General features: G+C 63.4%; 23 protein-coding genes. 13 read left to right on the top strand and 10 right to left on the bottom strand.

Annotated elements, in window-relative coordinates; genetic code table 11:
- Positions 1-45: 45 nt before the first annotated feature.
- A complete protein-coding gene (hxlB, locus tag PQ627_RS06425) occupies positions 46-636 on the bottom strand; it encodes a 6-phospho-3-hexuloisomerase (protein ID WP_274259412.1) in 591 nt (196 codons plus the stop codon).
- A 150-nt stretch (positions 637-786) separates the two neighbouring features.
- Between hxlB and PQ627_RS06420 the strand changes: the two genes are divergently transcribed.
- The gene (locus tag PQ627_RS06420) at positions 787-2,049 is read left to right on the top strand and encodes a helix-turn-helix transcriptional regulator (protein WP_274259410.1); all 1,263 of its coding nucleotides are present in this window, start codon (positions 787-789) and stop codon (positions 2,047-2,049) included.
- A gap of 72 nt (positions 2,050-2,121) precedes the next feature.
- Here the strand turns inward: PQ627_RS06420 and PQ627_RS06415 are convergent, their stop codons facing one another.
- Together PQ627_RS06415 and PQ627_RS06410 are read right to left on the bottom strand one after the other, a co-directional pair.
- Entirely contained in the window at positions 2,122-3,540 is a 1,419-nt protein-coding gene (locus PQ627_RS06415) for a ferredoxin reductase (RefSeq protein ID WP_274259408.1), read from the bottom strand.
- Positions 3,537-4,841, bottom strand: a complete 1,305-nt coding sequence (locus PQ627_RS06410; RefSeq protein ID WP_144661832.1) for an aromatic ring-hydroxylating oxygenase subunit alpha — start codon at positions 4,839-4,841, stop codon at positions 3,537-3,539. The genes PQ627_RS06415 and PQ627_RS06410 overlap by 4 nt, the downstream gene beginning before the upstream one ends.
- Before the next feature lie 169 nt (positions 4,842-5,010).
- On the opposite strand from PQ627_RS06410, the gene PQ627_RS06405 reads away from it, so the two are divergent.
- Positions 5,011-5,943, top strand: coding sequence for a LysR family transcriptional regulator (locus PQ627_RS06405; RefSeq protein WP_274259407.1), 933 nt, complete (start codon positions 5,011-5,013; stop codon positions 5,941-5,943).
- 21 nt (positions 5,944-5,964) lie between these two features.
- Here PQ627_RS06405 and PQ627_RS06400 read toward each other — a convergent pair whose 3' ends face one another.
- The 3 genes from PQ627_RS06400 to PQ627_RS06390 all read right to left on the bottom strand — a co-directional run bounded on the left by PQ627_RS06400 (position 5,965) and on the right by PQ627_RS06390 (position 7,970).
- On the bottom strand, positions 5,965-6,192 hold the full coding sequence (locus tag PQ627_RS06400) for a hypothetical protein (protein WP_144661830.1): 228 nt from the start codon (positions 6,190-6,192) through the stop codon (positions 5,965-5,967).
- 2 nt (positions 6,193-6,194) lie between these two features.
- Positions 6,195-7,109, bottom strand: a complete 915-nt coding sequence (gene pdxS, locus PQ627_RS06395) for a pyridoxal 5'-phosphate synthase lyase subunit PdxS (RefSeq protein WP_274259406.1) — start codon at positions 7,107-7,109, stop codon at positions 6,195-6,197.
- Positions 7,110-7,289: 180 nt separating this feature from the next.
- On the bottom strand, positions 7,290-7,970 hold the full coding sequence (locus PQ627_RS06390) for a GntR family transcriptional regulator (protein ID WP_274259405.1): 681 nt from the start codon (positions 7,968-7,970) through the stop codon (positions 7,290-7,292).
- 131 nt (positions 7,971-8,101) lie between these two features.
- On the opposite strand from PQ627_RS06390, the gene purU reads away from it, so the two are divergent.
- From purU to PQ627_RS06350, 8 genes are all read left to right on the top strand, one after another.
- Positions 8,102-9,019, top strand: a complete 918-nt coding sequence (purU, locus tag PQ627_RS06385) for a formyltetrahydrofolate deformylase (RefSeq protein ID WP_274259404.1) — start codon at positions 8,102-8,104, stop codon at positions 9,017-9,019.
- A 44-nt stretch (positions 9,020-9,063) separates the two neighbouring features.
- Positions 9,064-11,556, top strand: a complete 2,493-nt coding sequence (locus PQ627_RS06380) for a GcvT family protein (protein WP_144661826.1) — start codon at positions 9,064-9,066, stop codon at positions 11,554-11,556.
- A gap of 117 nt (positions 11,557-11,673) precedes the next feature.
- Positions 11,674-12,300 (top strand): cyclodeaminase/cyclohydrolase family protein, encoded by a 627-nt coding sequence (locus PQ627_RS06375; protein WP_274259403.1) that lies wholly within the window; start codon positions 11,674-11,676, stop codon positions 12,298-12,300.
- Positions 12,297-13,184, top strand: a complete 888-nt coding sequence (locus tag PQ627_RS06370; protein ID WP_274259401.1) for a bifunctional 5,10-methylenetetrahydrofolate dehydrogenase/5,10-methenyltetrahydrofolate cyclohydrolase — start codon at positions 12,297-12,299, stop codon at positions 13,182-13,184. The genes PQ627_RS06375 and PQ627_RS06370 overlap by 4 nt, the downstream gene beginning before the upstream one ends.
- 11 nt (positions 13,185-13,195) lie before the next feature.
- Entirely contained in the window at positions 13,196-15,514 is a 2,319-nt protein-coding gene (locus PQ627_RS06365; protein WP_274259399.1) for an FdhF/YdeP family oxidoreductase, read from the top strand.
- 160 nt (positions 15,515-15,674) lie between these two features.
- A complete protein-coding gene (gene fdhA / locus PQ627_RS06360; protein ID WP_274259397.1) occupies positions 15,675-16,892 on the top strand; it encodes a formaldehyde dehydrogenase, glutathione-independent in 1,218 nt (405 codons plus the stop codon).
- Positions 16,893-17,014: 122 nt separating this feature from the next.
- Positions 17,015-18,250 (top strand): molybdopterin molybdotransferase MoeA, encoded by a 1,236-nt coding sequence (locus PQ627_RS06355; RefSeq protein ID WP_274259395.1) that lies wholly within the window; start codon positions 17,015-17,017, stop codon positions 18,248-18,250.
- Positions 18,251-18,326: 76 nt separating this feature from the next.
- Positions 18,327-19,127, top strand: a complete 801-nt coding sequence (locus PQ627_RS06350; RefSeq protein ID WP_274259393.1) for an IclR family transcriptional regulator — start codon at positions 18,327-18,329, stop codon at positions 19,125-19,127.
- Between the two features lie 54 nt (positions 19,128-19,181).
- On the opposite strand, the gene PQ627_RS06345 is transcribed toward PQ627_RS06350, so the two are convergent.
- Entirely contained in the window at positions 19,182-19,775 is a 594-nt protein-coding gene (locus PQ627_RS06345; protein WP_274259391.1) for a hypothetical protein, read from the bottom strand.
- Positions 19,772-21,241 (bottom strand): glycoside hydrolase family 30 beta sandwich domain-containing protein, encoded by a 1,470-nt coding sequence (locus tag PQ627_RS06340; RefSeq protein WP_274259389.1) that lies wholly within the window; start codon positions 21,239-21,241, stop codon positions 19,772-19,774. Before PQ627_RS06340 ends, PQ627_RS06345 begins: the two co-directional genes overlap by 4 nt.
- A 227-nt stretch (positions 21,242-21,468) precedes the next feature.
- On the opposite strand from PQ627_RS06340, the gene PQ627_RS06335 reads away from it, so the two are divergent.
- Together PQ627_RS06335 and PQ627_RS06330 are read left to right on the top strand one after the other, a co-directional pair.
- Positions 21,469-23,487, top strand: a complete 2,019-nt coding sequence (locus tag PQ627_RS06335) for a BCCT family transporter (RefSeq protein ID WP_274259387.1) — start codon at positions 21,469-21,471, stop codon at positions 23,485-23,487.
- 46 nt (positions 23,488-23,533) lie between these two features.
- Positions 23,534-23,707 (top strand): hypothetical protein, encoded by a 174-nt coding sequence (locus PQ627_RS06330; protein WP_186313620.1) that lies wholly within the window; start codon positions 23,534-23,536, stop codon positions 23,705-23,707.
- Between the two features lie 82 nt (positions 23,708-23,789).
- Here the strand turns inward: PQ627_RS06330 and PQ627_RS06325 are convergent, their stop codons facing one another.
- Positions 23,790-24,482: a fasciclin domain-containing protein gene (locus PQ627_RS06325; RefSeq protein ID WP_274259384.1), complete on the bottom strand. Its 693-nt coding sequence runs from the start codon at positions 24,480-24,482 to the stop codon at positions 23,790-23,792.
- Positions 24,483-24,963: 481 nt separating this feature from the next.
- On the opposite strand from PQ627_RS06325, the gene PQ627_RS06320 reads away from it, so the two are divergent.
- Positions 24,964-25,536 carry a GNAT family N-acetyltransferase gene (locus PQ627_RS06320; RefSeq protein ID WP_274259383.1) on the top strand — a complete coding sequence of 191 codons (573 nt, stop codon included), beginning with the start codon at positions 24,964-24,966 and terminating at the stop codon, positions 25,534-25,536.
- A gap of 71 nt (positions 25,537-25,607) precedes the next feature.
- Here the strand turns inward: PQ627_RS06320 and PQ627_RS06315 are convergent, their stop codons facing one another.
- A complete protein-coding gene (locus PQ627_RS06315; RefSeq protein ID WP_274259381.1) occupies positions 25,608-26,372 on the bottom strand; it encodes an IclR family transcriptional regulator in 765 nt (254 codons plus the stop codon).
- Positions 26,373-26,404 lie beyond the last annotated feature (32 nt).

Below are 26,404 nucleotides of genomic sequence, written 5' to 3'. Positions count from 1 at the left end.
TGTGGTCCGTTTTGGTGTCGTTTACAGGGGAAAGACCAAGGGCGCTTACTCGAGGTTGGCGTGTCGCAGCCAAAGCTTTTCGGCCGGTTCGGCCGTGACTTCCCACAGGGCCTGGAAGACCGACTCGGTCACCAGGAAAAGGGACTGTTCAAAAAGGCTGCCGGAGTACTGTCTTGAGACTGCTGAACCGTGGTCGGTCTTCTGCGCGGCAGGGATAACCACCAGAGCATCGGCCAGGGCTGCCAGGGCAGACGAGGGATTGGTGGTCACCGCAGCAACTCCTGCGCCGGCCGCGAGTGCGGTTTCGGCTGCCTTGACCACGCTGGACGTGGTTCCTGAACCGGAGGCCACTACAAGCACGTCACCCTCGGTAATGGCCGGTGTCGTGGTGTCGCCGGCCACGTGGACCGTCAAGCCCAGATGCATCAGCCGCATCGCGGCCATGCGGAGGACAAGCCCGCTCCGGCCGGCTCCTGCCAGGAAGACCCGTTCGGCCGCGCTGACCTTCTCTGCAAGGCGTGCGAGCTGTCCGTAATCCAGGCCGGAGGCGACCCGGGATAGCTCATCGAGGATCAGGGAAGCGTTGTCGGCAACGCTGTCGCTTGAGGTTGTGGATGGTTCTGCGATGACGTGCAACTCTCACTCCTTTGCGGTAGGTATTCCGGGCATCAGCGGCAATACGACAATTCTTCCGACCGGGAAGGGTAGGCGTAACGCCAAAAAAGTGCAGTCTTGGCCATCCTTTTGGGTAGGCAGTGATGGAGTTCTCCCCTTAGGCTTGGATGCATGTCGCAGCCATCCGCCACCCCATGGCACCTCCTGGACGCCATTGCGGACCTCTCCCAGGCACCGCTGTCACGAATAGCCGACAGCCTGCGGACCGCTCTTTCGCCATACGCAGGCACCAGCGCACTGGTCATCTTCACCGAAGACTGCACGGGCAGGCCGCAAAAGAAGGCCGGTGCCGAGGACATCGTCAGCCGCGTGTCCATCCCCGAACTGGACGACGTCCGGGCTGCCATTGACGGGAAAGGGCCGTGGCGTACCCGCGCCGTGATCGCCGGACAGGAACGCGACATCCTGGCCCTCACCTACCCGCCCAGCAACGCCCTCTTGGTTTTGACGGATCCCGAGCCAGCGGACGACGAAGCGCTGCGGGTCCTCACCTACCTTTGGGAACTCACAGCGGCCCGAATCCAAGAGAAGGTCAGTGACGCACCGCCGTCGTATCTTTTGGAATCCCGGGCCGCGTCAGCGGAACGGATCCGCGTGACGGCCGAACTGGTGGACCAGCACTCCACCACCCTCGAAACAGTCCTTGCAGCATTGCGCTCCAACTCCATGGATGACCACGCAGCCCGGACATTCGTCACGGACCTGACCGTCAAGGCGCTGATCAGTCTCCGGACCCTGAACGACCGCACCAGCGACCTGGTGGAAGAACCGGTCAGCTCAGCGTTCGAAAGGCTTCGTGAGGACCTCCGGCCGCTGATGCACTTCAGCAACATCGATATCCAGTTCATAGAGCCGCCAGCCAACGGACGGGCCCTCCCCGGAGAAGTGGCCCACGCAGCCAGGGCCGTGGTGCGTGGCCTGGTCCTGGCAATCGCCGAGCAACCGGACGTACACCGGGTCCGGGCCCAGTGGGACTGCGACGGCGAGAACCTGTTGATCAACGTCCGGGACGACGGCCGGGGCGAGCTGTCGCCCGATGCCACCAACATGGAGCGGCTGCGCCAGAAGGTGCAGGCACTCAACGGCAAGATGAGCATGGACGTCATGCAAGGGTGGGGAGCCGACATCTCCGTGGCGTTGCCACTGGATCCTCCATCTGCGCCGGCCGGGGACGTTGCGGCGTGGGGCTTGGCCTCAAGGGAATTGGAAGTCCTCCAGTCCCTGGCTGCCGGACAACGCAACCGTGCCATCGCCGCAGAGCTGAACATCAGCGAAAACACCGTGAAATTCCACCTCCGGAACCTCTTTCGAAAGCTGGATGTCCGTTCCCGCACCGAAGCCATCGCACTGGCCCACAGTGCGGGCCTCCGCTAAGCCAACCGAACAGCAGAAGAGCGCGTTTCGACGAATCAAAACGCGCTCTTCTGCGACTGGGTTGATGGGGTTTCAGGCGTCGATCACCATGTCCGTGGTTGCCGTGGAGCAGCACGGCAGGAACTTGCCGGCGTCGATTTCCCTTTTCCGGATACCGCCTTGGTGGTTCATCTCAACCTCGCCTGACAGCTTGACCACCTTGCAGGAACCGCACATCCCTTCCTTGCAGTTGGCACCGATCCGGACGCCGGCCCGCTGGGCCACTTCCAGGATGTGCTCGCTTGGGTCGATCCGCACATTAACGCCGGTGCGCAGGAAGGACAGGGTGAGGCTGCCTGTTCCCACGGTGTCGAAACTCGAGGCATCAGGAGTTGCGGCCTCTGGCTCCGGCGAGGCGACCGTACCGGCGTCGGCAGCGGAACCTGACGGTTCGGCGTCGAGCGCTTCGAGCGGCAGTCCTGTGGCTTCCAAGGTTCCGTCGGCGTCGTAGCCGGGCTCGTACAGCCCGAACGCCGCAGGCTGGCTCTCGAAGTAGTCCTCGGCCGAATCGGCAATCTCTTCCGCGATTTCTTCGGCAATGTCGGCGGCCAAGGCCACCTCGGCCGCGTATTCGAGGAGAGTCTGGCGGTCACCCGAGAAGAACTCCATGTAGATCGAGGTGTCGTCCACCCCTACCTTCTTAAGCAGCTCCGTGGCCGTATTCAGGTATCCCTCGGGACCGCAGGCGTAGACCTGGCGCCCGTTGGCGTCCGGCGCCACTTCGTCGATCATGGCCGCGGTCAAACGGCCGCTGAGACCTTCCCAGTCTTCGGGCTTGTTGCGGTCACCCAGGGAGTAGAACACCCGGATGCGCGAATCCACGGAGGCGATGTAGGCCAGCTCGCGGTGGAAGGCGAAGCCGCCTGCCTCCGCCCCGTGGTAGAGGACAACGACGTCGGCGTGCCCGGGCAGCGAGTGGATGGTCCGCACCATGGACATGATGGGCGTGATGCCCGCGCCGGCAGCCAGCAGGAGGTACCGCGCGCGCCGGTCGGCGTCGGGCAGGTGGAAGGCTCCCACCGGCCCGAGCATCTCCAGGACCGTACCGGGCTTGACGTTCTCATGTACCCACGGCGACACCAGGCCGCCGGCGTCGCGCTTGACGCTGATGCTGAAGGTCCAGGGTTCAGTGGGCGAGCTGGACAGCGAGTAGCTGCGGTCCACCGGGTCCTGGTCCTCGCCGTTCACGGGGAAGGCGATGTTGACGTACTGCCCTGCACGGAACGCAAGGGGAGCTCCGTCGCAGCGGCGGAACACGAACGTCATGAGCCCGCCGGCTTCGGGTACGGTCTCCACGCATTCGGCCATGAACTCCTGCGGGTGCCACGGGCCCAGGGCGCGGGCAGCGCGGGCGGGTGCCTCTGTGCTGCCCATGACCCGGTTCCATGGCATCTCAAGGCCGCGGATGCGCTGTGGCTCCTGGATGGCCGTTTCAGTGAGGAGTTCAATCATGCCAAGTGCTCCTGCACGCGCTGCACGTACCAGTTGATGAAGGCTTCCACCTGGTATTCGCTCTTCATGTACGGGCCGGGCTCGTAGGCAGGGCTGCCCGCGCCGGTCTGGCACAGTTCGACGAATGCCTTGTCCTGGATGTTGGTCTGCTTCCAGGTGTAGGTGAGCTTGTCGAGGTCGTAGTCCACGCCTTCAACTGCGTCGTCGGCAACGAGCCAGGTGGTGCGCACCAGGGACTGGTGTTCGTTGATGGGGAAGACGCCGAAGGTGATGACGTGGTCGCCCAGGAAGTGGAACCAGCTGTTGGGCTGCAGGTGCATGGAGCAACGGCCAAGGCGGAAGTCGGGCAGGTCGCCGAGCAACTTCTTGGAGAGGCGGCGGCCGTCGGCGGAGAACGATTCGCCCTCGCCGTCCAGGGATTCGCGTGAGATACGGATTCCGGCGATGCGGGTGTCCAGTTCCTCAACCACCTCGTAGGGCAGGCCGTAGCGGCGGCAGCGCTCTTCCAGGGAGGACTGGGCTTCCTTGTTGCGGTCCCACACCTCTTCAAGGTGTGCCGGGATCAGTCCCTCGGTCAGGCCCCAGGTGGGGAAGAGGGAACAAGCGAGCTCCGGGTGCCCGTCGCAGTGGTAGCACTCACGGTTGTTCTCCATGACGAGCTTCCAGTTGCCCTCTTCGATGATGTTCTGCTGGTAGGCAATCTTCGTCTTGGCGAGATCGTGGGGTGCCAGGTAAGGCTCGAAGATCTTGGAGGTCTCGTCGAAATCGGTGGGCGGCTCGTCCGCGATGCAGACAAAGATAAGTCCGGCAACCTCACGGCTGTGGGCGCGCTTGAGGGCGAAGCAGTTCTTGTCGAACTTGGCTTCTCCCGGGGCGGAAGCGTGGATCAGGTTGCCTTCCGGCGAGTAGGTCCAGGAGTGGTAGCCACAGACCAGGTTTCCGGTGGAACCGGCGGCTTCGGTAAGGACGCGCGCACCGCGGTGGCGGCAGACGTTGTGCAGGACGTTGACGTCGCCGTCGTCGTTGCGGAGGACGATCAGCGAGTACGGGCCGTAGTCCACTGTGATGTAGTCGCCCGGCTCCGGCAATTCGGCAACGCTTCCGGCGAAGATCCAGTGCTGGCCGAAGATGGCTTCCATGTCGATCTTGAAGATCGTGGGGTCCGTGTAGAAGGGGGCGTCGAGGGAGTAGCCGGTGCGCCGGAACTCGAACAGTGCGCTGATCTCGGCCAGCTGCTCCGCAGGCAACGTCGAGGCGAGTTTTCCGCGTGAATTCAGGGGCGCGTTCACTTGAGCAGTCATGGGTTTCCTCCCGGGAGGCTGGGTAAATGTCTGATTCGTGGGGACCGCGGATGCATCGTCGCAAGCGGCGTTATCGAAGTCTTCGTAGTAAGAGATTAGGGACGATTGAACTGCAACAAAAGCGCAATATTTAGGAGATAACCCTGCACTTTAGGTGCATGATGTTCTCATGATCGATCAGAGGCTGATTACCCTGCGCGTGTTCGCCCGCTGCGGCACAGTCGGCGCTACAGCCGAACTCACGGGATACTCCCCTTCCGCCGTCTCCGCGCAGCTCCGCGAACTCCAGCGCGTGCTGGGAATGCAGCTGCTCACCAAGGACGGCCGGGGCGTGCGGCTCACGGCCACTGGACGCTTTCTGGTCAACGGTTCTGACAGCCTGATCGCCGAATGGGAGAGCCTTCGGGCAGCGGCCATGGAAGCCGGCGACCAGGTGCAGTCGCACTTCGGCCTGGGTGGATTCTCGACGGCGGCGGCCCAGTTGCTCGCGCCCCTCGCCGCTACGCTGCGCGCCAGCCGCCCTCTTCTGGAGGTGCAGGTTCTGGAGGCAAATCCGTCACGTTGCTTCGACTTGCTGGTGGCAGAGCGCATCGACCTCGCCGTCATAGTTGCCATGCAGTCCGACACATACGGCGAAGACGACCCCCGGTTCGAACAAACCGTCCTGCTCGATGACCCCTTGGATGTCATCATTCCCGGAGACCACCCCTTGGCAGCACGCCAAACCGTGACACTTGAAGAGTTGGCATCGGAGCCCTGGATCACGGAGGCCGCAGGGTCCACCTACCACTCACTGTTCACTGCGGCCTTCACCGCTGTCGGCGTGACACCACGGATCGCGCACGAGGCCGTTGAGTGGGAAACCCAGATCGCCTTCGTGGGGGCAGGGCTCGGCGTCGGCCTGCTGCCGCGGTTGGCGCCGCTGCACAACGCCGAAAATGTGGTCCGGTTACGCATAACCGGCAAAGGAAAACCGGCCCGCCGCATCGTAGCGGCGGTACGCAGGGGCAGCATCGCTTCGCCCCTTATCAAGGAGTCATTGGAGATCCTGCAGAAGAGGGCCCAACGCATCCTCACTGCCAGGCCGGAGGACGAGGCCTGAGTTTGGCAGGTGCGCCGGGGGCTACACCCACACCTCGTACCCCGTGGACTGATCGAAAAGCTTCCGCCGGTCCGCCCCGTGAGCCGCGATCCAGAGGACGGAGTCATCGGCCGCCGCCTGCTCCACCACCCCGGTCATGACCCGGTCGCCCTTCAACCACACTTCGACCACGTGGCCCGTCAGCTGGGCCCAGTCCTTGCGCAAGGCCCGTCCCTCCACGGTCCTGGCCGGCTTTGTCTGTCCAAACACGGCTACCACCCCCGCTCTGCGAGGCGGTGCGGCTGTGGGATGTCGTCGACATTAATGCCGACCATGGCTTCGCCCAGGCCGCGGGAGACCTTGGCGATCACGTCGGGATCGTCGTAGTAGGCAGTGGCCTTGACGACGGCGGCCGCACGCTCTGCGGGGTTGCCGGACTTGAAGATGCCGGAACCGACGAACACGCCATCAGCGCCGAGCTGCATCATCATCGCAGCATCAGCCGGGGTCGCGATGCCACCGGCGGTGAACAGCACCACCGGAAGCTTGCCCGTCGCGGCGACTTCCTTGACCAGTTCGTACGGGGCCTGCAGTTCCTTGGCCGCAACGTAGAGCTCGTCCTCGGGCAGGGCCGAGAGCTTCGCGATCTCAGCACGGATCTTGCGCATGTGACCGGTCGCGTTGGACACATCGCCGGTACCGGCCTCGCCCTTGGAGCGGATCATCGCAGCACCTTCGTTGATGCGGCGCAGCGCCTCACCGAGGTTCGTGGCACCACAAACGAAGGGAACAGTGAAGTTCCACTTGTCGATGTGGTTGATGTAGTCCGCCGGGGTCAACACCTCGGACTCATCGATGTAGTCCACACCGAGGGACTGCAGGACCTGGGCCTCGACGAAGTGGCCGATACGGGCCTTGGCCATTACCGGGATGGACACCGCGGCAATGATCTGATCAATCATGTCGGGATCGGACATGCGGGACACGCCACCCTGGGCGCGGATATCAGCCGGAACACGCTCCAGCGCCATGACAGCCACGGCACCGGCGTCCTCGGCGATGCGGGCCTGCTCGACGTTAACGACGTCCATGATGACGCCGCCCTTGAGCATCTCCGCCATGCCCCGCTTAACGCGGCTGCTGCCCGTGAGCGGAATGTGTTCGAAAAGAGGGTGTCGTGTACTCACGTGATACTCCGGAGACTTGGGGGTGATCGCATCAAAATCGCCGGATCGGACGCTGGCCTGCTGCCAGGGAAGCCCTGATATCCGGGTGATATATTAGTGAGGTCAAGTATGCAATCGCCCCGCGCCGGCGTCAACCATCCCGGCCCTGCGATCCTGCGGCTCGTGGCGGAGTTGTAATACCTAAGCCGCGAACAGCGCCTGACGAACCGCCTGCTCGAATCCGCTGACGTGAACCCGGGCTAGCTCGGCGGCCTCTTCTTCATTGCCGTCGATGACTGCACGCAGCAGGTCCAGGTGCTCGCGCACATGGTGTTCCAGGTTCGGCAAGCGGTCCAGCACCATGCACCAGATACGCGTAGCCAGGTTGTCGTAGCGAATCAGGACGTCCTCAAGATGCGGATTTGCGGCCGCGGCGTAGATACCCTGGTGAACGCTTGCGTCCAGGCGCAACGTCTCGACAACCGAGGCCGCCCTGACGTCGAAGCCCTCGACAGCCCTCATCACGCTTCGCAGGTGTTCCCTGGTGTCAGCGGAAGCGACCCTCGCGGCACGTGCGGCCGCAAGTGGCTCCAGCTGGGCCCGGATTTCGGAGATAAAGGCCAGGTCAGTCACTTCCACCCGGGTAGCGAACGTCCCGCGCCGCGGATAGGTGATCACCAGGCGATCGAGTTCCAAACGCTTCAGCGCCTCGCGGACAGGCGTCCGCCCGACCTCCAGTTCCTTGGCAAGCTGATCGTCATTGAGGATGTCGCCGGGCTTGATGTCAAGCATGAGGAGCCGGTCGCGCAAGCGTTCGTAGGCCACGTCAGCCAGAGATTTCCTGGTGGCATCGCCGATGTTTGCAAGAGTTCCAGTAGCCACAGCGCCAACTCCTTCTTCAAAACCGGGAAATCTATTGACCTGCCCGGGACACCAGTATACGCTGATTTCCAACCCTAATATATCAGTTCACATCCCAGGAATATATCTAGGCAAACTTCTAAGGAGGACACATGACCCTCGTGGCTTCAGACTCACACCTCAGCACTCTTACAGCTGAACGCGGCCAGCTCAATGGCGAGCAGGCGCAGAAGTTCGTACTCACATTGTCGTGCGTCGAACAGCCGGGCATCGTGCAGGCAGTCACCACCTTCCTCTTCGACCGAGGCTTCAACATCGAAGAACACCAGCAGTTCGACGACAGCCTGCGCCAGACGCTGCACCTGCGCACCGCATTTTCAGGTTCCCAGAGCTTCTCCCCGGAGCGGCTGGAGGACGAGTTCGCTTCGATCGCAGAACGCTTCGACATGAAGTTCAGCTTCCACGACGAGACCAAGCCGCGCGTCCTGGTCATGGTCTCCAAGTTCGGGCACTGCCTGAACGACCTCATCTTCCGCTGGCGCGGCGGAAGCCTCGGCGGCGAACTGGTGGCCGTGGTTTCCAACCACGAGACCCACCGCGCCATGGCAGAGGCTGCCGGACTGCCCTTCATCCACGTTCCGGTCACCCCGGACACCAAGGCCGAGGCAGAGCAGAAGCTCTTGGACCTGGTTGACGAATACCAGGCGGACCTGGTGGTCCTGGCCCGCTACATGCAGGTCCTCTCGGACGACCTGTGCCGCAAGCTCGAAGGCCGCGCCATCAACATCCACCACTCCTTCCTTCCCGGCTTCAAGGGTGCCCGCCCCTACCACCAGGCCTACGACCGCGGCGTCAAGCAGGTAGGCGCAACGGCCCACTACGTCACGGCAGACCTGGACGAGGGCCCGATCATCGAGCAGGAAGTCATCCGCGTGGACCACAGCTACGGTCCCACGGCCCTTTCCACCGTTGGCCAGGACGCGGAAGCCCTCGCCCTGTCCCGAGCCGTCCGCTGGCACTGCGAACACCGCGTCCTGCTGGACCAGACCAGCACCGTCGTCTTCCGCTAAGCGCCCCGCACAAGCCCCGCCCGAATCACGCAGGAGAAACTTTCATGGCATCCACGCCCCGCATTGTCATCATCGGAGCCGGGATCGTCGGCACCAACCTCGCCGACGAACTGGTCACCCGTGGCTGGAACAACATCACCGTCCTGGACCAGGGTCCCCTCAACATGCCTGGTGGTTCCACCTCGCACGCACCCGGACTGGTGTTCCAGACCAACCCTTCCAAGTCCATGGCCCTCTTCGCCAAGTACACGGTGGAGAAGCTCCTGTCCCTGACCGAGGACGGCCAGAGCTGCTTCAACCAGGTGGGCGGCCTTGAAGTCGCCACCACGGAAACCCGCCTGGCAGACCTCAAGCGCAAGCTTGGCTACGCCCAGGCGTGGGGCATCGATGGCAAGATCCTCTCCCGGGAAGAGTGCAAGGAGCTCTACCCGCTCATCAACGAGGAAGACATCCTCGGTGGCCTCCACGTACCCACCGATGGCCTGGCCCTGGCTGCCCGTGCGGTCCAGTTGCTCATCAAGCGCACTGAAGCTGCAGGCGTGAAGTACATCGGCAACACCGAGGTGACCGGTATCGAGCAGTCCAACCGCCGCGTCACCGGCGTCGAAACTGCCGACGGCGTGATCCCCGCGGACATCGTGGTGTCCTGCGCCGGTTTCTGGGGCGCAAAGGTGGGCGAATTGATCGGTATGTCCGTTCCGCTGCTCCCGCTGGCGCACCAGTACGTCAAGACCACCCCGGTTCCCGCCCAGAAGGGCAAGAACGAGCTGCCCAACGGCGCCCAGCTGCCCATCCTGCGCCACCAGGACCAGGATCTTTACTACCGCGAGCACGGCGAGCGCTACGGCATCGGTTCCTACGCCCACCGCCCCATGCCCGTTGACCTCGACGAGCTCGGCACCTTCAAGCCGGAGAGCATCAGCGAGCACAACATGCCGTCCCGCCTCGATTTCACCCTGGAAGACTTCCTTCCGGCGTGGGAGGCCACCAAGCAGATCCTCCCGGCACTGCGCGAAAGCGAAATCGAAGACGGCTTCAACGGCATCTTCTCCTTCACCCCGGACGGTGGCTCCCTGGTGGGCGAGTCCAAGGAAGTGGACGGGTTCTTCGTTGCCGAGGCCGTGTGGGTCACTCATTCCGCAGGCATCGCCCGTGCCGTGGCCGAGCTCCTGGTGGACGGCAAGTCCAAGATCGACCTCGGCGACTGCGACATCCACCGCTTCGAAGAGGTCCAGCTGACCCCCGAGTACGTCAGTGAAACTTCCCAGCAGAACTTCGTGGAGATCTACGACGTCCTGCACCCGCTCCAGCCCAAGCTGTCCCCGCGGAACCTTCGCGTCAGCCCGTTCCACGCCCGCCACAAGCAGCTGGGTGGCTACTTCCTTGAAGGTGCCGGTTGGGAACGGCCGTACTGGTTCGAAGCGAATGCCGAACTTCTGAAGGAAATGCCGGACGAGTGGCAGCCGCCGGCCCGTGACTCCTGGTCCGGAATGTTCAGCTCCCCCATCGCGGCGGCAGAGGCCTGGAAGACCCGTACCGCTGTGGCCATGTACGACATGACCCCGCTCAAGCGCCTCGAAGTTTCCGGCCCCGGAGCCCTGAAGCTCCTGCAGGAACTGACCACCGGCGATCTTGCCAAGAAGCCCGGCGCCGTCACCTACACCCTGCTCCTGGACGAGGCCGGTGGCATCCGAAGCGACATCACCGTGGCACGCCTGAGCGAGGATACCTTCCAGCTCGGCGCGAACGGCAATATCGACACCGCCTACTTTGACCGGGCTGCCCGCCACCAGACCGCCAACGGCGGCGCCGAGGACTGGGTCCAGGTCCGCGACACCACCGGCGGCACCTGCTGCATCGGCCTCTGGGGTCCCCTGGCCCGCGATCTTGTCAGCACCATCAGCAATGACGATTTCACCAACGACGGACTCAAATATTTCCGTTCCAAGCAGGTAGTCATCGGCGGCATTCCTGTCACCGCCATGCGCCTGTCCTACGTCGGCGAACTGGGCTGGGAGCTCTACACGAGCGCCGACAACGGCCAGCGCCTGTGGGATGCACTGTGGAAGGCGGGCCAGCCGTTCGGTGTCATCGCCGCCGGCCGCGCAGCCTTCAGCTCGCTTCGCCTCGAAAAGGGCTACCGCTCGTGGGGCACGGACATGACCACGGAGCACGATCCCTACGAATCCGGCCTCGGTTTCGCCGTGAAGATGGCCAAGGAGAGCTTCGTCGGCAAGGCAGCCCTGGAGGGCCGCAGCGAAGAAACCTCCAAGCGCCGCCTGCGCTGCTTGACGGTCGACGACGGCAGGAGCCTCGTGTTGGGCAAGGAACCGGTGTTCTACAAGGACCAGGCGGTGGGTTACGTCACCAGCGCGGCCTACGGTTACACGGTCCGCAAGCCCATCGCCTACGCCTACCTGCCCTCAGCTGTCTCACTGGGAGACTCCGTGGAAATCGAGTACTTCGGCCGCCGTATCCAGGCGACCGTCACCGAGGATCCGCTGTACGACCCCACCATGAGCCGCCTCCGGGGCTAGTCAGTCCTGCTGCCGCAACCGCGGCATCCAAGACACACGGCCCGGACCCCCCTTTCCCTCGCAACCGGGTCCGGGCCGTTGTCTTTCCCCTTATCTTTCTCCAGCCCAGGAAGACACATGATCAGTACAGAAACAGTCAACGATTATCTGGCCAGGCTTGCCGCCCGCCAACCCACACCAGGCGGCGGAGCGGCGGCTGCGTTGCATGCAGCCCAGGGTGCCGCACTGGTTGCCATGGTTGCCCGGTACACCACCGGCGAAAAGTACGCAGAGCATGAAGGACTGGTCTCCCGTATCACCAGCGCAGCCGACCGGCTGGTAGCGGAGGCCTTGGGCCTTGCCGACGCCGATGAGCAGGCCTTCCAGGGCGTCATCGACTCCTACAAACTTCCTTCCGACACCGTGGAGCTCAAGGCCGCGAAGAAGGCGGCCATCGACGCTGCCCTGGTTGAGGCCGCACAAACCCCGGCGCAGCTCATCAAGGTTGCCGGCGAAATCGTGGACCTCGCTGCCGAACTTTTTGACGTCGCCAACCCCAACGTCATCAGCGACGTCGCTGCTGCCGCTGACGCGGCCCGGGCGGCTGCCACTACCGCACGCATCAACATCGACATCAACGTGGTGGCGATCAAGGACCCCGCCGCACGCGCCGGGCTGGCCGGGCAGACGGACGGACTGGAAGACAAAGCAGTGCTCGCGGCCGATTCACTGGTCAAGCGCGTCCGCGAAAGGATCCTCGCATGAGCGCGGAGCTGCTGTCCGGAAAGCCGCTGGCGGACCTGATCAAGCAACGCGCCCAGGAACAGGCCCGCGCCCTCGAAAGCAGCGGACGCCACCCCGTCCTGGCCGTTGTGGTGGCCACGGACGATGAGTCGACGCTCTGGTACGTCCGGTCCATAGAACGCGCCGCCGAACGCCTGGGCATTGGATGCAGGATCGTCGATCTTGGTTCTGAAGCCACCGAACAAGTATTGGCGAGTGTCCTGCGCGACTTGAGCGCCGAACCGTCCGTCAATGGCATCATCCTGCAAACTCCGCTGCCTGCACGGGTTCGCGCAGACAGCCTGGTGGGCCTTATCGCCCCCGAAAAGGACATCGACGGCGCCAACCCCCTCAGCCTCGGCCGCCTGGCCGTCGGCCAGCCGGCGTTCGCTCCGGCCACAGCACGCTCGGTTGTGGAGATCCTGGATCACTATGAGGTGCCGGTAGCGGGACGCAACGTGGCCGTCGTCGGGCGTTCAGCAGTGGTGGGCAAGCCGCTGTCCCTGCTCCTTCTGGAGCGGGACGCCACCGTCACCATCTGCCATTCCAAGTCGGGGCCGCTGGAACGCTACACCCAACCCGCCGACGTCGTGGTGGTTGCTGTCGGCAGGCCCGGGCTGCTCAAGGGCGGGCACCTCTCGCCGGAGACCGTAGTGGTCGACGTCGGAACCAACGTCCTGCCCGACGGCTCACTGGTGGGGGACGTTGACGAAGCCAGCGTCACCGGCGTCGCCGCTGCCTTGACCCCTGTTCCCGGCGGCGTTGGTTCCGTCACCACCGCCCTCTTGCTCCTGCACACCGTGGAAGCCGCGAGCCGGCAGGAACCCGCCCAACTGGCCGCTGCCGCATCCGCGGCCCGGATCTGAAGGGAAACCGCATGGCTACGAAAGCCCCCAACGGAAACATCGACGAGTCAAAGCTGACCGTTACAAAACCCAAGACCAAGGCCGTGGGTATCCCGGCCGTCGCGAACGCGCTGAAGATCTCCCTGGAACAGATGGGTCCGGTGCGCAGCGTTCAGACCCTGCTCGCCGTGAACCAGCTGGACGGCTTCGACTGCATGGGCTGTGCCTGGCCCGAGCATGAAAAGCGCAACGCCGCGGAGTTCTGCGAGAACGGGGCCAAAGCCGTCGCGGAGGAAGCCACCCGCCGCCGCGTCACTCCCGAATTCTTCGCCAAGTACTCCGTCGCAGAGCTGAAAACCCGCGACGACTACTGGCTGGGACAGCAGGGACGCCTGACCCACCCCATGGTCTTGGAAGAAGGGGCCACCCATTACACCCCGATCGAATGGGACGCAGCCTACGATCTGATGGCTGAGGAACTGCGCAGCTTGGAAAGCCCTGACCAGGCCGTGTTCTACACCTCGGGCCGGACCTCCAACGAAGCCGCTTTCGTTTACCAGCTCCTGGTCCGTGGCCTCGGCACGAACAACCTGCCGGACTGCTCCAACATGTGCCATGAGTCCTCCGGCTCGGCGCTGGTGGAAACCATAGGCATCGGCAAAGGTTCCGTCAGCCTGACCGATCTTGAAACGGCGTCGCTGATCTTTGTTGCGGGGCAGAACCCGGGGACCAACCACCCCCGGATGCTCAGTGCACTGGAGAAGGCCAAGAAGAACGGCGCGGTCATCGTGTCCGTGAATCCCCTCCCTGAGGCCGGGCTCCTGCACTTCGAAAACCCGCAGCACGTCCAGGGCGTGGTTTCCGGCGTTAAGCTCACCGACGACTTCCTGCAGATCCGCGCCGGCGGCGACCAGGCCCTCTTCCAGGGCTTGGGCAAATACCTGCTGGAAGCCGAGGCGGAAGGCCGGGCAACTCCCGGCCTGGAGACGGTCCTGGACCACGCGTTCATTAATGACCACACAGTGGGCATCGACGAATACCTGCGCTACCTGGAGAAGGTGGAGTGGGACGACATCGTCGAAGCCACCGGACTCACACTCGAGCAGCTGCACGCGACCGGCGAACGCCTCCTGGCCTCCAATGCCACGATCGTGTGCTGGGCCATGGGACTGACCCAGCACAAGCACTCCGTCCCCACCCTCAGGGATGTTGTGAATGTGCTGCTGCTCCAAGGCAACATCGGAAAGCCCGGTGCCGGCGTGTGTCCGGTTCGCGGCCACTCAAACGTCCAAGGCGACCGCACCATGGGTATCTTCGAAAAGATGCCGGAGACCTTCCACGACCGTCTGGACCAGGAATTCGAGTTCCGCTCACCCCGGGAACACGGCTTTGACACCGTGGCCGCCATCCGTGCAATGCGGGACGGAAATGTCCGCTTCTTCATGGGAATGGGCGGCAACTTCGTCCGGGCGGCCCCTGATTCGGAGGTTACCGAACAGGCCCTTGCCAACACTTTGTTGACGGTGCAGATATCCACCAAGCTCAACCACTCGCACCTGTCCACGGGCCGACGTGCTTTGATCCTGCCGACCCTTGGACGGACCGAGAAGGACACCCAGCGAACGGGCGACCAGCGGGTCACTGTTGAGGACTCCATGAGCGCAGTCCACGCCTCACGGGGCAGGCTCAAGCCCGCAAGTGAGCACCTCCACTCCGAAGTCGCGATCGTCTGCAACCTCGCGGACAGGTTGTTTACCGACGGTCACAGCCGGCTGCCCAACACCCCCAACGCCTCCTGGTTGGCCATGAGGGACGACTACACGTTGATCAGGAAGCACATCGAGGCGGTGTTTGACGGCTTCGAGGATTTCGAGGCCCGGATCCAGCACCCCGGCGGCTTCGTCCTGCCGCATCCCCCACGCGACGCCAGGACGTTCCACACCGCCTCCGGGAAGGCCCACTTCACCGGCAATGAGCTTGAGTACATCAAGGTCCCGCCCGGCAGGCTGGTCCTTCAGACCCTGCGCTCCCACGACCAATACAACACCACCATCTACGGCAAGGACGACCGCTACCGGGGAATCCACGGTGGCCGGCGTGTAGTGCTCATCAACGCCGAGGACATCAAGGAACTCGGCTTTGCCGATGGAGACATGGTTCACCTGATCTCCGAGTTCCAAGGGGTCGATCGCCGCGCTGAGGACTTCCGCATTGTCTCGTACTCGACGCCGAAGGGTTGCGCCGCCGCGTACTACCCCGAGACCAACGTCCTGGTGCCCCTGGATTCCGTCGCTGACACCAGCGGCACGCCTACCTCGAAATCCGTGATCATCCGGCTGGAGAGGGCCTGAATGCATAAAAGAAACGTCCGTTTGTCCGCATAACCAACCGTCCAACGGTCCGTGAATGGTGCTTCGGTGACCTGAAACCTGGGGAGGTATTTCTCATCGAAGCACCGCTTTCGGACCGTTGGGCGGGCAGTTCAACAACAGCAAGGAACAGGGAGTAACCATGTCAGGAAACAAAGCAGTCGCCTACAAGGAACCCGGTGTCGTTGAAATCATCGACACCGACTACCCAACGTTTGAGCTCAAGGATGGGCCCGGCGTCAACCCTGCCAACGTCGGCAGGAAGGTGCCCCACGGCGTCATCCTGCGCACCGTGACCACCAACATCTGCGGATCGGACCAGCACATGGTCCGTGGCCGCACCACCGCACCCAAGAACCTTGTGCTGGGCCATGAAATCACCGGCGAAGTGGTGGAGGTTGGACCCGACGTCGAGTTCATCAAGGTGGGCGACATCGTCTCGGTGCCGTTCAACATTTCCTGTGGCCGCTGCCGGAACTGCAAGGAACGCAAGACCGGCATCTGCCTCAACGTCAACCCTGACCGTCCGGGCAGTGCCTACGGCTACGTGGACATGGGCGGCTGGGTGGGCGGACAGGCCGAGTACGTGCTGGTGCCGTACGCGGACTGGAACCTGCTGCGATTCCCGGACCGCGACCAGGCCCTCGAAAAGATCATGGACCTCACCATGCTCTCCGACATCTTCCCCACCGGCTTCCACGGCGCCGTTACCGCAGGCGTCGGCGTCGGTTCCACCGTCTACGTTGCCGGCGCCGGTCCGGTGGGCATCGCCGCCGCCGTCGGCGCCCAACTGCTGGGTGCCGCCGTCGTTATTGTTGGCGACATGAACGAAGAGCGCCTCGCCCAGGCACGCTCCTTCGGCTGCGAAACCGTCAACGTCTCGCAGGGCGATCCCAAGGACCAGATCGAGCAGATCCTCGGCGTACCGGAAGTGGACAGCGGCATTGACGCCGTAGGCTTCGAGGCCCGCGGACACGGCAAGGACGCCTCGCACGAGGCGCCGGCCACGGTACTGAACTCCCTGATGGACATCACCGCCGCCGGTGGGGCGCTCGGCATCCCGGGCCTCTACGTCACGGGCGACCCGGGCGGAATCGACGAGGCAGCCAAACACGGCTCCCTCTCGCTGTCCCTGGGCACAGGCTGGGCCAAGTCCCTGTCCTTCACCACGGGCCAGTGCCCGGTCATGAAGTACAACCGTCAGCTCATGATGGCCATCCTGCATGACAAGGTCCAGATCGCCAAGGCCGTGAACGCCAAGGCCATCCCGCTCGAGGACGCACCCCGCGGCTACGCGGAGTTCGACGCTGGAGCGGCAACTAAGTTCGTACTGAACCCCAACGGCTACGTGAAAAACTAGTACACCGGGTTAAGTACGTACCCAACAGATGCCGGGGACGGCGCGGCAGAATTACGGGAAGGCCGTGCAGTCCCCGGCATCTTTGCCCCATCACAAAAGCACCACCCAGGAAGCGGACACCCATGCTTGCACACAAGGAGTTACCGGTCCGGCGGGGCCATGCAATCTCGTGGGAAGAGGCGCGGCAACTCGCCTACCGCTGCGCCGTTCCGCTGCCTTCCGCGACAACAAGCCTGGATATGGCCGTCGGCTGTGCCGTGGCCCAGGATGTCATTGCGCGCATGGACCTCCCCCACTACGCGTCGTCGGCCATGGACGGCTGGGCCATCAATGGCACCGGCCCCTGGACCGTCGTCCGGTCCGGACGCCGTTTGTCTGCCGGCGAAGCCAGTGTCATCGCCACCGGCGGCCTCATTCCTGCAGGCGCCACCGGCGTGCTTCGCAAGGAAAGCGGACGGATGGACGACGGCGGACTCCTCACCCTTCTGCCCGACGCCAAACCGGGCGAGACAGTTCCCGGCCGGCACATCCGTCCGGCCGGGGAAGAAGCCACCGCCGGGGACATCCTCATCCCTGCCGGAACAGTACTCAACCCGGCACACCTTGCCCTCGCCGCTGTGGCGGGACACGACAACGTCCTGGTGCAGCGCAAGCCGGGGGTCGCCGTCGTACTGACGGGCTCGGAAGTCATCACCTCAGGTGAGCCAGCGCCGGGACAGGTGCGCGACGCCTTCGGCCCGCAGCTCAATGCCGTCATTCCACAGCTCGGAGGGATTGCGCTGGGGCAGACACGGATCGGTGACTCGTACGACGAATGGCTGGCAGCGCTGGCCGGCGCCGGCGCCGGGCAGCGGCCCGACGTAACGATCACCACCGGCGGAACGGGCAAATCCGGGACGGACCACTTCCGTGCGGCCGTCGAAGCCCTCGGCGGGCGGCTCCTGCTGGACGGCGTTGCCATGCGGCCGGGCCACCCTGCGGTGATGGCCGAGCTTCCCGACGGCCGCTTCATCATCGGGCTGCCAGGCAATCCGCTGGCGGCCATGTTGGCGCTCATGACCCTGGGAGAGCCGCTGCTCGCTGCCCTGGGAAACCGTCCATTCAGGACAGCCACGCCCATGCTCTCCGGCGCCGACATCGAGCCCGTCCCCGGGAAGACGCGCCTCATGCCCTGCAGCATTGTCCACGGCCTCGTATTTCCCGCCTCCCATACGGGCCCCGGGATGATGCGCGGACTCGCGTGGGCCGACGGGTACATGGCAGTGCCGCCGGAGGGAGCAGCCGCCGGCGAACCCGTTCCCGTCCTGCCTCTGCCGTGGACAACACCCGGGCAGCCTGGAGAAGTCCGTCTAGGATGAGGGAGGACGAGGACGCGGGCCGTCCCGGGCTATTAAGCCCAGGGCTGCCTGCCTGGACAACGACACACGAGGCACCATGGCCGCACGCAGCAACCCGGACTTGGACGCGGATTCCCAGGGCGGAGGCGTCCAGTCGGTGGACCGCGCCCTGCAGATCCTGGAAATCCTGGCCCGGGAAGGCGATGCCGGAGTCAGCGAGATCGCCGAGGAAATGGGCGTCCACAAATCCACCGTATCCCGGCTGGTTGGCTCCCTTGTGGGCCGTGATTTGGTCCGGCAGAACAACGAGCGCGGCAAGTACCAGCTGGGTTTCGGCATTCTCCGGTTGGCATCCTCCATACCCGGCAGGCTCAGTGTTGTGCATGAGGCCCGGGAAGTCCTGGAAGCCCTTGCCCACGAATACAAGGAAACGGTCAACCTCGCTGTTTTGAGGTCCAATTACGCGGTCAACGTGGATCAGGCCATGGGACCGTCAACGCTGGCAACCTATGACTGGGTGGGAAGCCTGACGCCGTTGCACGCGACCTCCAGCGGCAAGGTCCTCCTGGCCGCCCTGACGGCCGACGAAAGAACCCAGGTCTTCAAGGCGGTCGGACTGCCGGCCCGGACACCACGCACAGTGACCAACCGCGGGGAATTGGAGAAGCAGCTGCTGGAGGTGGCCCGAAAGGGGTATGCCGTGGTCCACGAAGAGTTTGAAATCGGGCTCACGGCGGTGGCCGTGCCCATTTACAACCACACGGGCAGCGTTATCGCTTCAGTAAGCATCTCGGGTCCGGCGTTCCGTTTTTCGCCAGAGGACCAGCCGGGGCTTGTCGACGGACTGCGTGAGGCCGGGCTGACCATCAGCGCCCGGATGGGGTACAGGCACCGCTAGGCGGTGTCGCAGCTCCGACGCACACGGGCCGTTCCAGGCGCTCACGAAGCGTCCTCAGATGACTGTTGTCCGCCGCCGCCAACTCACTTGCCATGACGTCAGGGCGCAGTCTCCGAAAGTATTCGCGGAACGGATTCTGTAGTGCGCGGCGTCGCCGGACAGAAAGTCAGCGAACTCCGTTTCCGTGATTCGTGCGATCGCTTTGAACTTACCGCCGCTGGTGCTGGCTCTCTCCACGACATAGCCGGAGGCGTCGGCTGCAAGACGCCAGGAAAGCAGTGGCACTCCGCCGACGGTTCTCACCCTGAGCCCTTGGACGGCTTGTAGGGGACCCGCTTTCACTGGAGCCGCCGCGATGGAACTGGACACGCCTGCTCCTGCTGCGTTCATGCCTGCTATCTCATAGGTGTAAACAGAATCGTTCTCCACGTCCAAGTCCAAGTAGGTGGTGCCTTCCACGACTTGTTCGATTGCCGCGTTTGAGTCCCCGGTCTTTCGGCGGATGAGATAACGAACGGCTCCGGGGATTGGATCCCAGCTCAGCTCGAGAAAGTTCGGCGCATTCTTCACCCTGATGTTGCCTGGCGCGGTCATCGTGGGAAGGCCGGGGCGCCGCGATGCCACCCTCGGTTCCTCGGGAGCGGTCATGTGGCCTCTGTCCAGAATTCGATGGTGTAGGCGGGCACTGTGATGTGCAATGCGGTGCCAGAGTCCGTCCCCAAGCCAAGATCGTTGAGGCGGTGGGAATACCGGCTGCCGGTGAACCTTCCTTCGGCCTGTACGTGAAACTCCCGGGGGTTCCCGGACCGGTTTGTCAGCGCAAATGTCCGGCGCCCGTCAGGAGATATCCAAGCCATAATCCGACAGTCCCCGTTCGTCGTGGATTCTTTGACTTCCACGCGTATGGAGTTCCATGGCATGTGCCGCAGGAACCCTGCGAGAGCATTCCAGTGGACCGGGTTGAACGTCCAATGACCTTTTTGGAGGTCTGGAAAGTGGGTGTAGTTGTCGTCATCCCACGGCCTCCAGATTCCCAGGGCGTAGCCCGCAGATTCAGAGTTGTAGGTGGGTTTGAGAGCGTGCAGCCACATCCAGATGGACGCGCCATGGAACACCATCCAGTTCATTATTGATTGGGCGGTGTTCACGGTGTACCAAGGGATCAAGCGCTGGTCCCACTGCAGGTACTCGAATTCATTGTTGTACACCACGCGGTCGGCAGCCTCGTCGCTGAAATTGTTGACGCCGGGAAGTAACTCACTGGAGTCGCGACCGATGTGATGCCAAGTCCACGCGTCCACGAGGGACAAGGTCCGCTCGTCAGCGCGCAGGGCCGCGCCACCGATACCGTGCTGGCCACCAAAGCTGTTGGCGTGTATCCGGATCCAGGGAAAGCGGGCACGTAGCCGTGATGCGGCGGTACGGAAGGTTTTGAAGTACAGCGCATCGTTGTAGCTGCATGATGAATAGACAGTTTCCAGGTCCGGCTCATTCTGAAGGCCCCACCAGCTGACGGGCAGCCCGTGTTCTTGGAGGTAAGCCACATCCCTGACGATCGCCTCGCTGAAATCCGAGAGGAAGCCCTGGTCGGCGCTCCTGAGGGTTCCTCCAACGAACCCCTTGTTGGACTTCCAATGCGGTGCGGGGGACCAATATTCCACCGACAGGCCCTCGACCCGGGCCCCCTCCACCAATTCCCTAAGTTCGTCCATCTGTTCCGGCCAGCGGCCAACGATATTCTTCCGGTCTTCCGTGAGTCCACGAAGAAACAGACCCAAGGCAAGGCGGCAGTAGCGGAAACCTCTTTCGCCGCCGGCCCGAAGCATCTCCCGATAGAACCTCTCGCGTTCGGTCTGCACGAGATCGTGTGGAACCGAAGCGTGGTTCTCCGGCAGCCCGACATTGCCTGAGCCGATCGAGTCGCTTTGAATCTCGAAACCAAGGCCGAGGATGGTTTGGCGGTAGCTGTCCCATTCGATGACGTACGGGTCGAGAGGGGCACGAGCCTGCCGTAGCCGTTTGTCGACAAGCATGACGGAAGCCAGCGATCCGCCAAGAAGCGTACGCCGCCGCAAATGGCCCTTCCCGTGGGCTTCCGTGTAGGGGTACTTCATGTAGTGAACTTACCGGTGTCTGCGGACTGCCACGTCAAGGCCAATTGATATATCAAATTGCCGTCACAGAGCCGAAAAGCCTTGACTTTGCGGTGTGACGCGGCGCACTCTGTTGCTTAGCGCGAATCTTGTTGATTCATGCGGAACGACCCAATCTCCCTTCGAATGCAGGCCGTTAGGGCATTCAACCAAGAAAAACCATGACTCGCCGAGCAAAGGACCCGCTCATGGCTACAAACAGTGACACAAAACCCTTAACACCGGAGGAGTTACCAGCTGACGATCGTCCGGCAGGTAATTCAGCGGCCCACCCCGTCCACGTGGAGGTTCCTGAGGAAATCCCCAGCGCCTCCCCCGATGCAAGCAAGGCAGCAGCCCTCAACGACGAGGACGGAGGCGCAGGAACCCTCCCGGATGCTGAAGAATACGAACAAATCCTGGTGGAACTGCGCCACGCCAAGACCGAGCAGGCCGTCACGGCCCGCCGGAACCAGAAACTTACCCTCGACAAAGTCACCTTCGGGATCACGGGCGCCATCGCCGTCGCCTTCGTGGTCTGGGGCTTTGTCGGTCGCGACAGCCTGTCCGAAACGTCCAAAGGTGCCCTGAACTGGGTAATGGAATACACAGGCTGGCTGTTCATGGTCCTCGCCTCCCTGTTCGTCGTCTTCGTCCTGTGGTTGGCATTGGGCAAATTCGGCAACATCCCGCTGGGCAAGGACGGCGAGAAGCCCGAATTCCGTACTGTTTCCTGGGTAGCCATGATGTTCGCGGCAGGCATGGGTATCGGCCTCATGTTCTACGGTGTGGCCGAGCCGCTCTACCACTACATCTCTCCCCCACCAGGGACAGTTGACGGCCGGACACCTGCCGCCATCCAGACCGCAATGGCCACCTCGATCTTCCACTGGACCCTCCACCCCTGGGCCATGTACGCAGTAGTCGGCATCGCCATGGCCTACGGAACGTACCGTCTGGGCCGGAGGCAGTTGATGTCCGCTGCGTTCACTTCCCTGTTCGGCATCCGCATGGTGGAAGGGCCTGTCGGCAAGTTCATCAACATCCTGGCCATCTTCGCCACGCTCTTCGGCACCGCCGCTTCCCTGGGCCTTGGCGCCCTCCAGATCGGCAGCGGCATGACGTCGAACGGATGGCTCGGCGAGGTCGGCACTCCGGTACTTGTGGTCATCGTAGCCATCTTGACCTTCTGCTTCGTGGCATCGGCCGTCTCCGGCATCAGCCGCGGAATCCAGTGGCTCTCCAACATCAACATGGTGCTTGCCGTGGTACTGGCGCTCATCGTGTTCGTTGCGGGTCCCACCCTGTTCATCCTCAACCTGATCCCCTCCGCGATCGGCGACTATGCCCGCGATCTCGCTGAAATGTCATCCCGGACAGAAGCCGTGGGCGACGAAGCATTGCGCAGCTGGATGACCAGCTGGACCATCTTCTACTGGGCCTGGTGGATTTCATGGACGCCCTTCGTAGGCCTATTCATCGCCCGCATCAGCCGCGGGCGCACCATCCGCCAGTTCGTCACCGGCGTGCTGCTGGTGCCCAGCGTTGTCAGCGTGATCTGGTTCGGAATCTTCGGCGGAGCCGCTTTCAATATCCAGCAGGAAGCTGACAAGGCCGGCACCCCCGGCCTGGTGACCACCACCAACGGCGTACCGTCCGTCAACTTCGACGGCGCGCTCTTCGATCTGGTCAAGAACCTGGGCATGCCCGGTTGGGCTACTGCCGCTGTCATCGTGCTGGCCATGGTGCTCGTGGCAATCTTCTTCATCACCGGTGCCGACGCCGCGTCCATCGTCATGGGATCGCTTAGCTCCAACGGGGCAGAGCACCCGCGCCGCGCCGTCGTCATCTTCTGGGGAAGCCTCACAGGTGCCGTTGCCGCCGTCATGCTCTTGGCCGGTGGTGACGAACCATCAGAAGCCCTGGCCGGATTGCAGAGAGTCACGATTGTTGCGGCACTGCCATTCGTGATCGTGATGCTGCTGCTCTGCTTCGCCCTGGCCAAGGACCTTCGGCGGGATCCGTTGTCGCTGCACAGGCGCCTGGCCACTTCGGTGGTGGACCGCGCCATCCGGACCGGCGTTGAGCAACATGGCGGCGTGCAATTCGACCTCGTCACCAAGCACGAGTGTGCCGGGAAGTGCAACGAATCCGATTGTCCCGGCGGAACGGCTACCGGAACCATCCCGCTGGTGGTCAAACCTCCGCTGGACTCCGGCAGCAAATAGCCAGTCACGAACAGTCCCAATTTCCCAACGCACAGATAGGTCCCCCATGTCCTACGTCACTACCGAAGGAACAGTCCGGCTCAGCAGCCAGTCAAACGATGTGACCCTCACCTTGGACGCTTCCAAACCCATGACGGTCCGCATCCAGCTCGATCACTGCCCCTGCGGGTCCGAACACAGCCGCCCGGGCTCTTATGTCGACAGCGAGCTGAACAGCTAGTCCTTCAACCACAAAGCAGGCGCCGGAATCCCGGCGCCTGCTTTGTCGTGTGCTGCGTGAGGCTGCTGCGTGAGGCCAAGGCCTACTTGGGCATCAGCACGGAGTCGATCAGGTAGACCGTGGCGTTGGCGGTCTTGACGCCACCGCAGATCACGTTTGCGCCGTCGACCGTGAGGGCGTCCTTGGTGCCGGCAACCGTCACTTCGCCACCCTGGACAGTCTTGTGGGTGCCGACGATCTTGTCCGGAGTGATCTGGCCGGGGACTACGTGGTAGGTGAGGATCTTGCTGAGGGTGGCGTCATCGGTCTTCAGCGCCTCGATGGTGGCGGGGTCGATCTTGGCGAAAGCGTCGTCAACCGGTGCGAATACCGTGAACTCGCTGCCGTTAAGGGTGGAGACCAGGTCCACCTTGGGGTTGAGCTTGCCGGAAACAGCGGCGGTCAAGGTCTTGAGCAGCGGGTTGTTGGAGGCCGCAACGGCCACCGGGTCCTGAGCCATGCCCTGTACCGAACCGGCACCGTCCGGAACCTGTGCGGCGTAACCGGCGCAGCCGGGGCCCACAAGGTTGGCGGCCGGATCCATGGCCGCACTGCTCATGGACGACGACGGCGACGGCGCCATCGACGAAGGAGCAGCGGAGGAGCTCATCGGAGCCGGTGCGGACGAAGAGGAAGCCGAGCTGGAGGAGCCGGATCCACCACAGGCAGTGAGCCCGAGAAGGGTGGCTGCAGTGAGGCCAACGAAGGCGAGGGCGGGGCGCTTTGTGGACAACATGTCATTCTCCTTGTTTTCGGAACCAGGGCGTTGGATCCATCGGGTGGTGGGACACGGGCCGTAAGTACCGCTCTTGCTGTACCTCCGGTTTGTGTCTCACCAGCTATTCGGAGGATGGGACGGGGTGGATGGGTGCGGATTGAAAAACTTTTTTTGAACTCCGTGCGACGCGGGGTCACTTATGGCCCATTGAGGGCGTATTTACGGGCCATAAGTGACCCCGCGTTGTTCTAGAACTCTGCGGACACGGTGCGCATCACGCGAGGCGATGATGGTGTGGTTGAAAAGTGCGGGCATGCAGGTCTCCTGTGTTCAGTGGAATGTCTGATGGGTTCATCGATCCACAAGGAGGTGCGCGCGCAGCACCCGCGAAGCGCGTCAGTGGTCGGCCGGGTAGCCGATCCGTGCAGGGCCGCGGCCCGATCCGGTCATCACGCTGGACAGTCTAGCGGAGCGTGTGCGCCGGTGACAGGATGGGCTGATGGCTATCGAAGTCCGTCCCGCCACAGAGTTCGACGACGTCAAAACCATGGTGGGGCCCAAGCGCCCCGACTCCAATGTGTGCTGGTGCCTGAGCTACAGGATCCCGTCCAAGCTGAATCTGAGCCTGCAGCGCCAGGAGCGTGGAAAGTACGTCGAGAAGCTGGTCGCCGAAGACCCACCTCCCGGTGTTTTGGCGTACGACGGCGACGAAGTAGTCGGGTGGGCAGCCGTCCACCCTCGGGCGGACACCAGTTTCGCAACGAACAGGAAGATCCCCCATGCGGACGACTCCGAGGTCTGGTCCGTGTGGTGCATCCGCGTGCGGCCTGGGCACCGTGGAAAGGGGATCTCGCACGCACTCCTGCAAGGCGCCATAGAGTTCGCCAGGAGCCACGGCGCCCCGGCCATCGAGGGCTATCCCGTGGACAACAAGGGCGGGAAGGTCGACCTGACCATGGCGTACGTGGGGACGCGGAGGCTCTTTGAGAAGGCCGGCTTCACCAAGGTCGCCGAAACCACGTCCGTACTTAACGGATTCCCCCGAGTACTGATGCGCCTGAACCTCAGCTAACCCCACCCAACCAGAGGACAGATAACGTTCCACTGAGCCCTCAGTGGAACGTTATCTGTCCCCCAGTTGGGTCAGGGGGACTGCAAGCGGGCTGTCATCCTGTGCGCTTCCTCGAGCAACAGCTTGCCGAGGAACTCCTGGCGATCCGGGCGGAAGCGGGGTTCGATCCCTGTGAGCGAAAGAGCCCACGCCGGTCGTCCCTGGGTGTCGAACACGGCCGCACCCATCCCCCAGCTGCCTTCCAGGATCAACCCGGGATTCACCGAGTAGCCTGCCAGCCGGGTCTTCTCCAGGTTGCCCCGGACGATGTCGGCAGTGTGGCCCGCAGCGAAGTCACCCGCGTGGGCAGCCCAGTCCCCCAGCAGCGACTCCTGCTCCTCCTCCGGCAGGAACGCCATGATCGCCGTGCCGGCGGAGGCTATCCCCAGAGGGAACCGCACCCCCTCATGGAGCACGAAGGAGCGCACCGGGAACGACCCCTCCTCGCGCAGCACACAGACGGTCTCGTTGCCTCTGCGGATGGAAAAGAAGGCGCTCTCCCCTGTCTCAGCAGCCAAGCGCCGCAAGGAGGGCCGGGCAATGTCCTCCATGGGAAAACGCGCCGCCGCCACTGAGCCCAGCAGGAAAACCTCCGGGCCAAGCACCCACTTTCCAGTGCCGGAGTCGTGTTCCAGCAGGCCTTCGGCGGCAAGGGAGCTAAGGAGCCGGTGAACCGTGGGCCTGGTCAGTCCGGACTCCCGCACCAAACCGGCCAACGAGGTCCCCTCGGGCTTGCGACCCACAAGGCGCAGCAGCAATGCCACACGGCCGACCACTTGGGCTCCCTGCACCGTCATGACAGTCCTTCCAACAAGAATTCTTCCACAAT

Source organism: Paenarthrobacter sp. AB444 (genome assembly GCF_028736865.1).
GTDB classification, from domain to species: domain Bacteria; phylum Actinomycetota; class Actinomycetes; order Actinomycetales; family Micrococcaceae; genus Arthrobacter; species Arthrobacter nicotinovorans_B.
The sequence above is the reverse complement of the archived record's forward strand: the minus strand, read 5'-3'. Positions and strand labels throughout refer to the sequence as shown.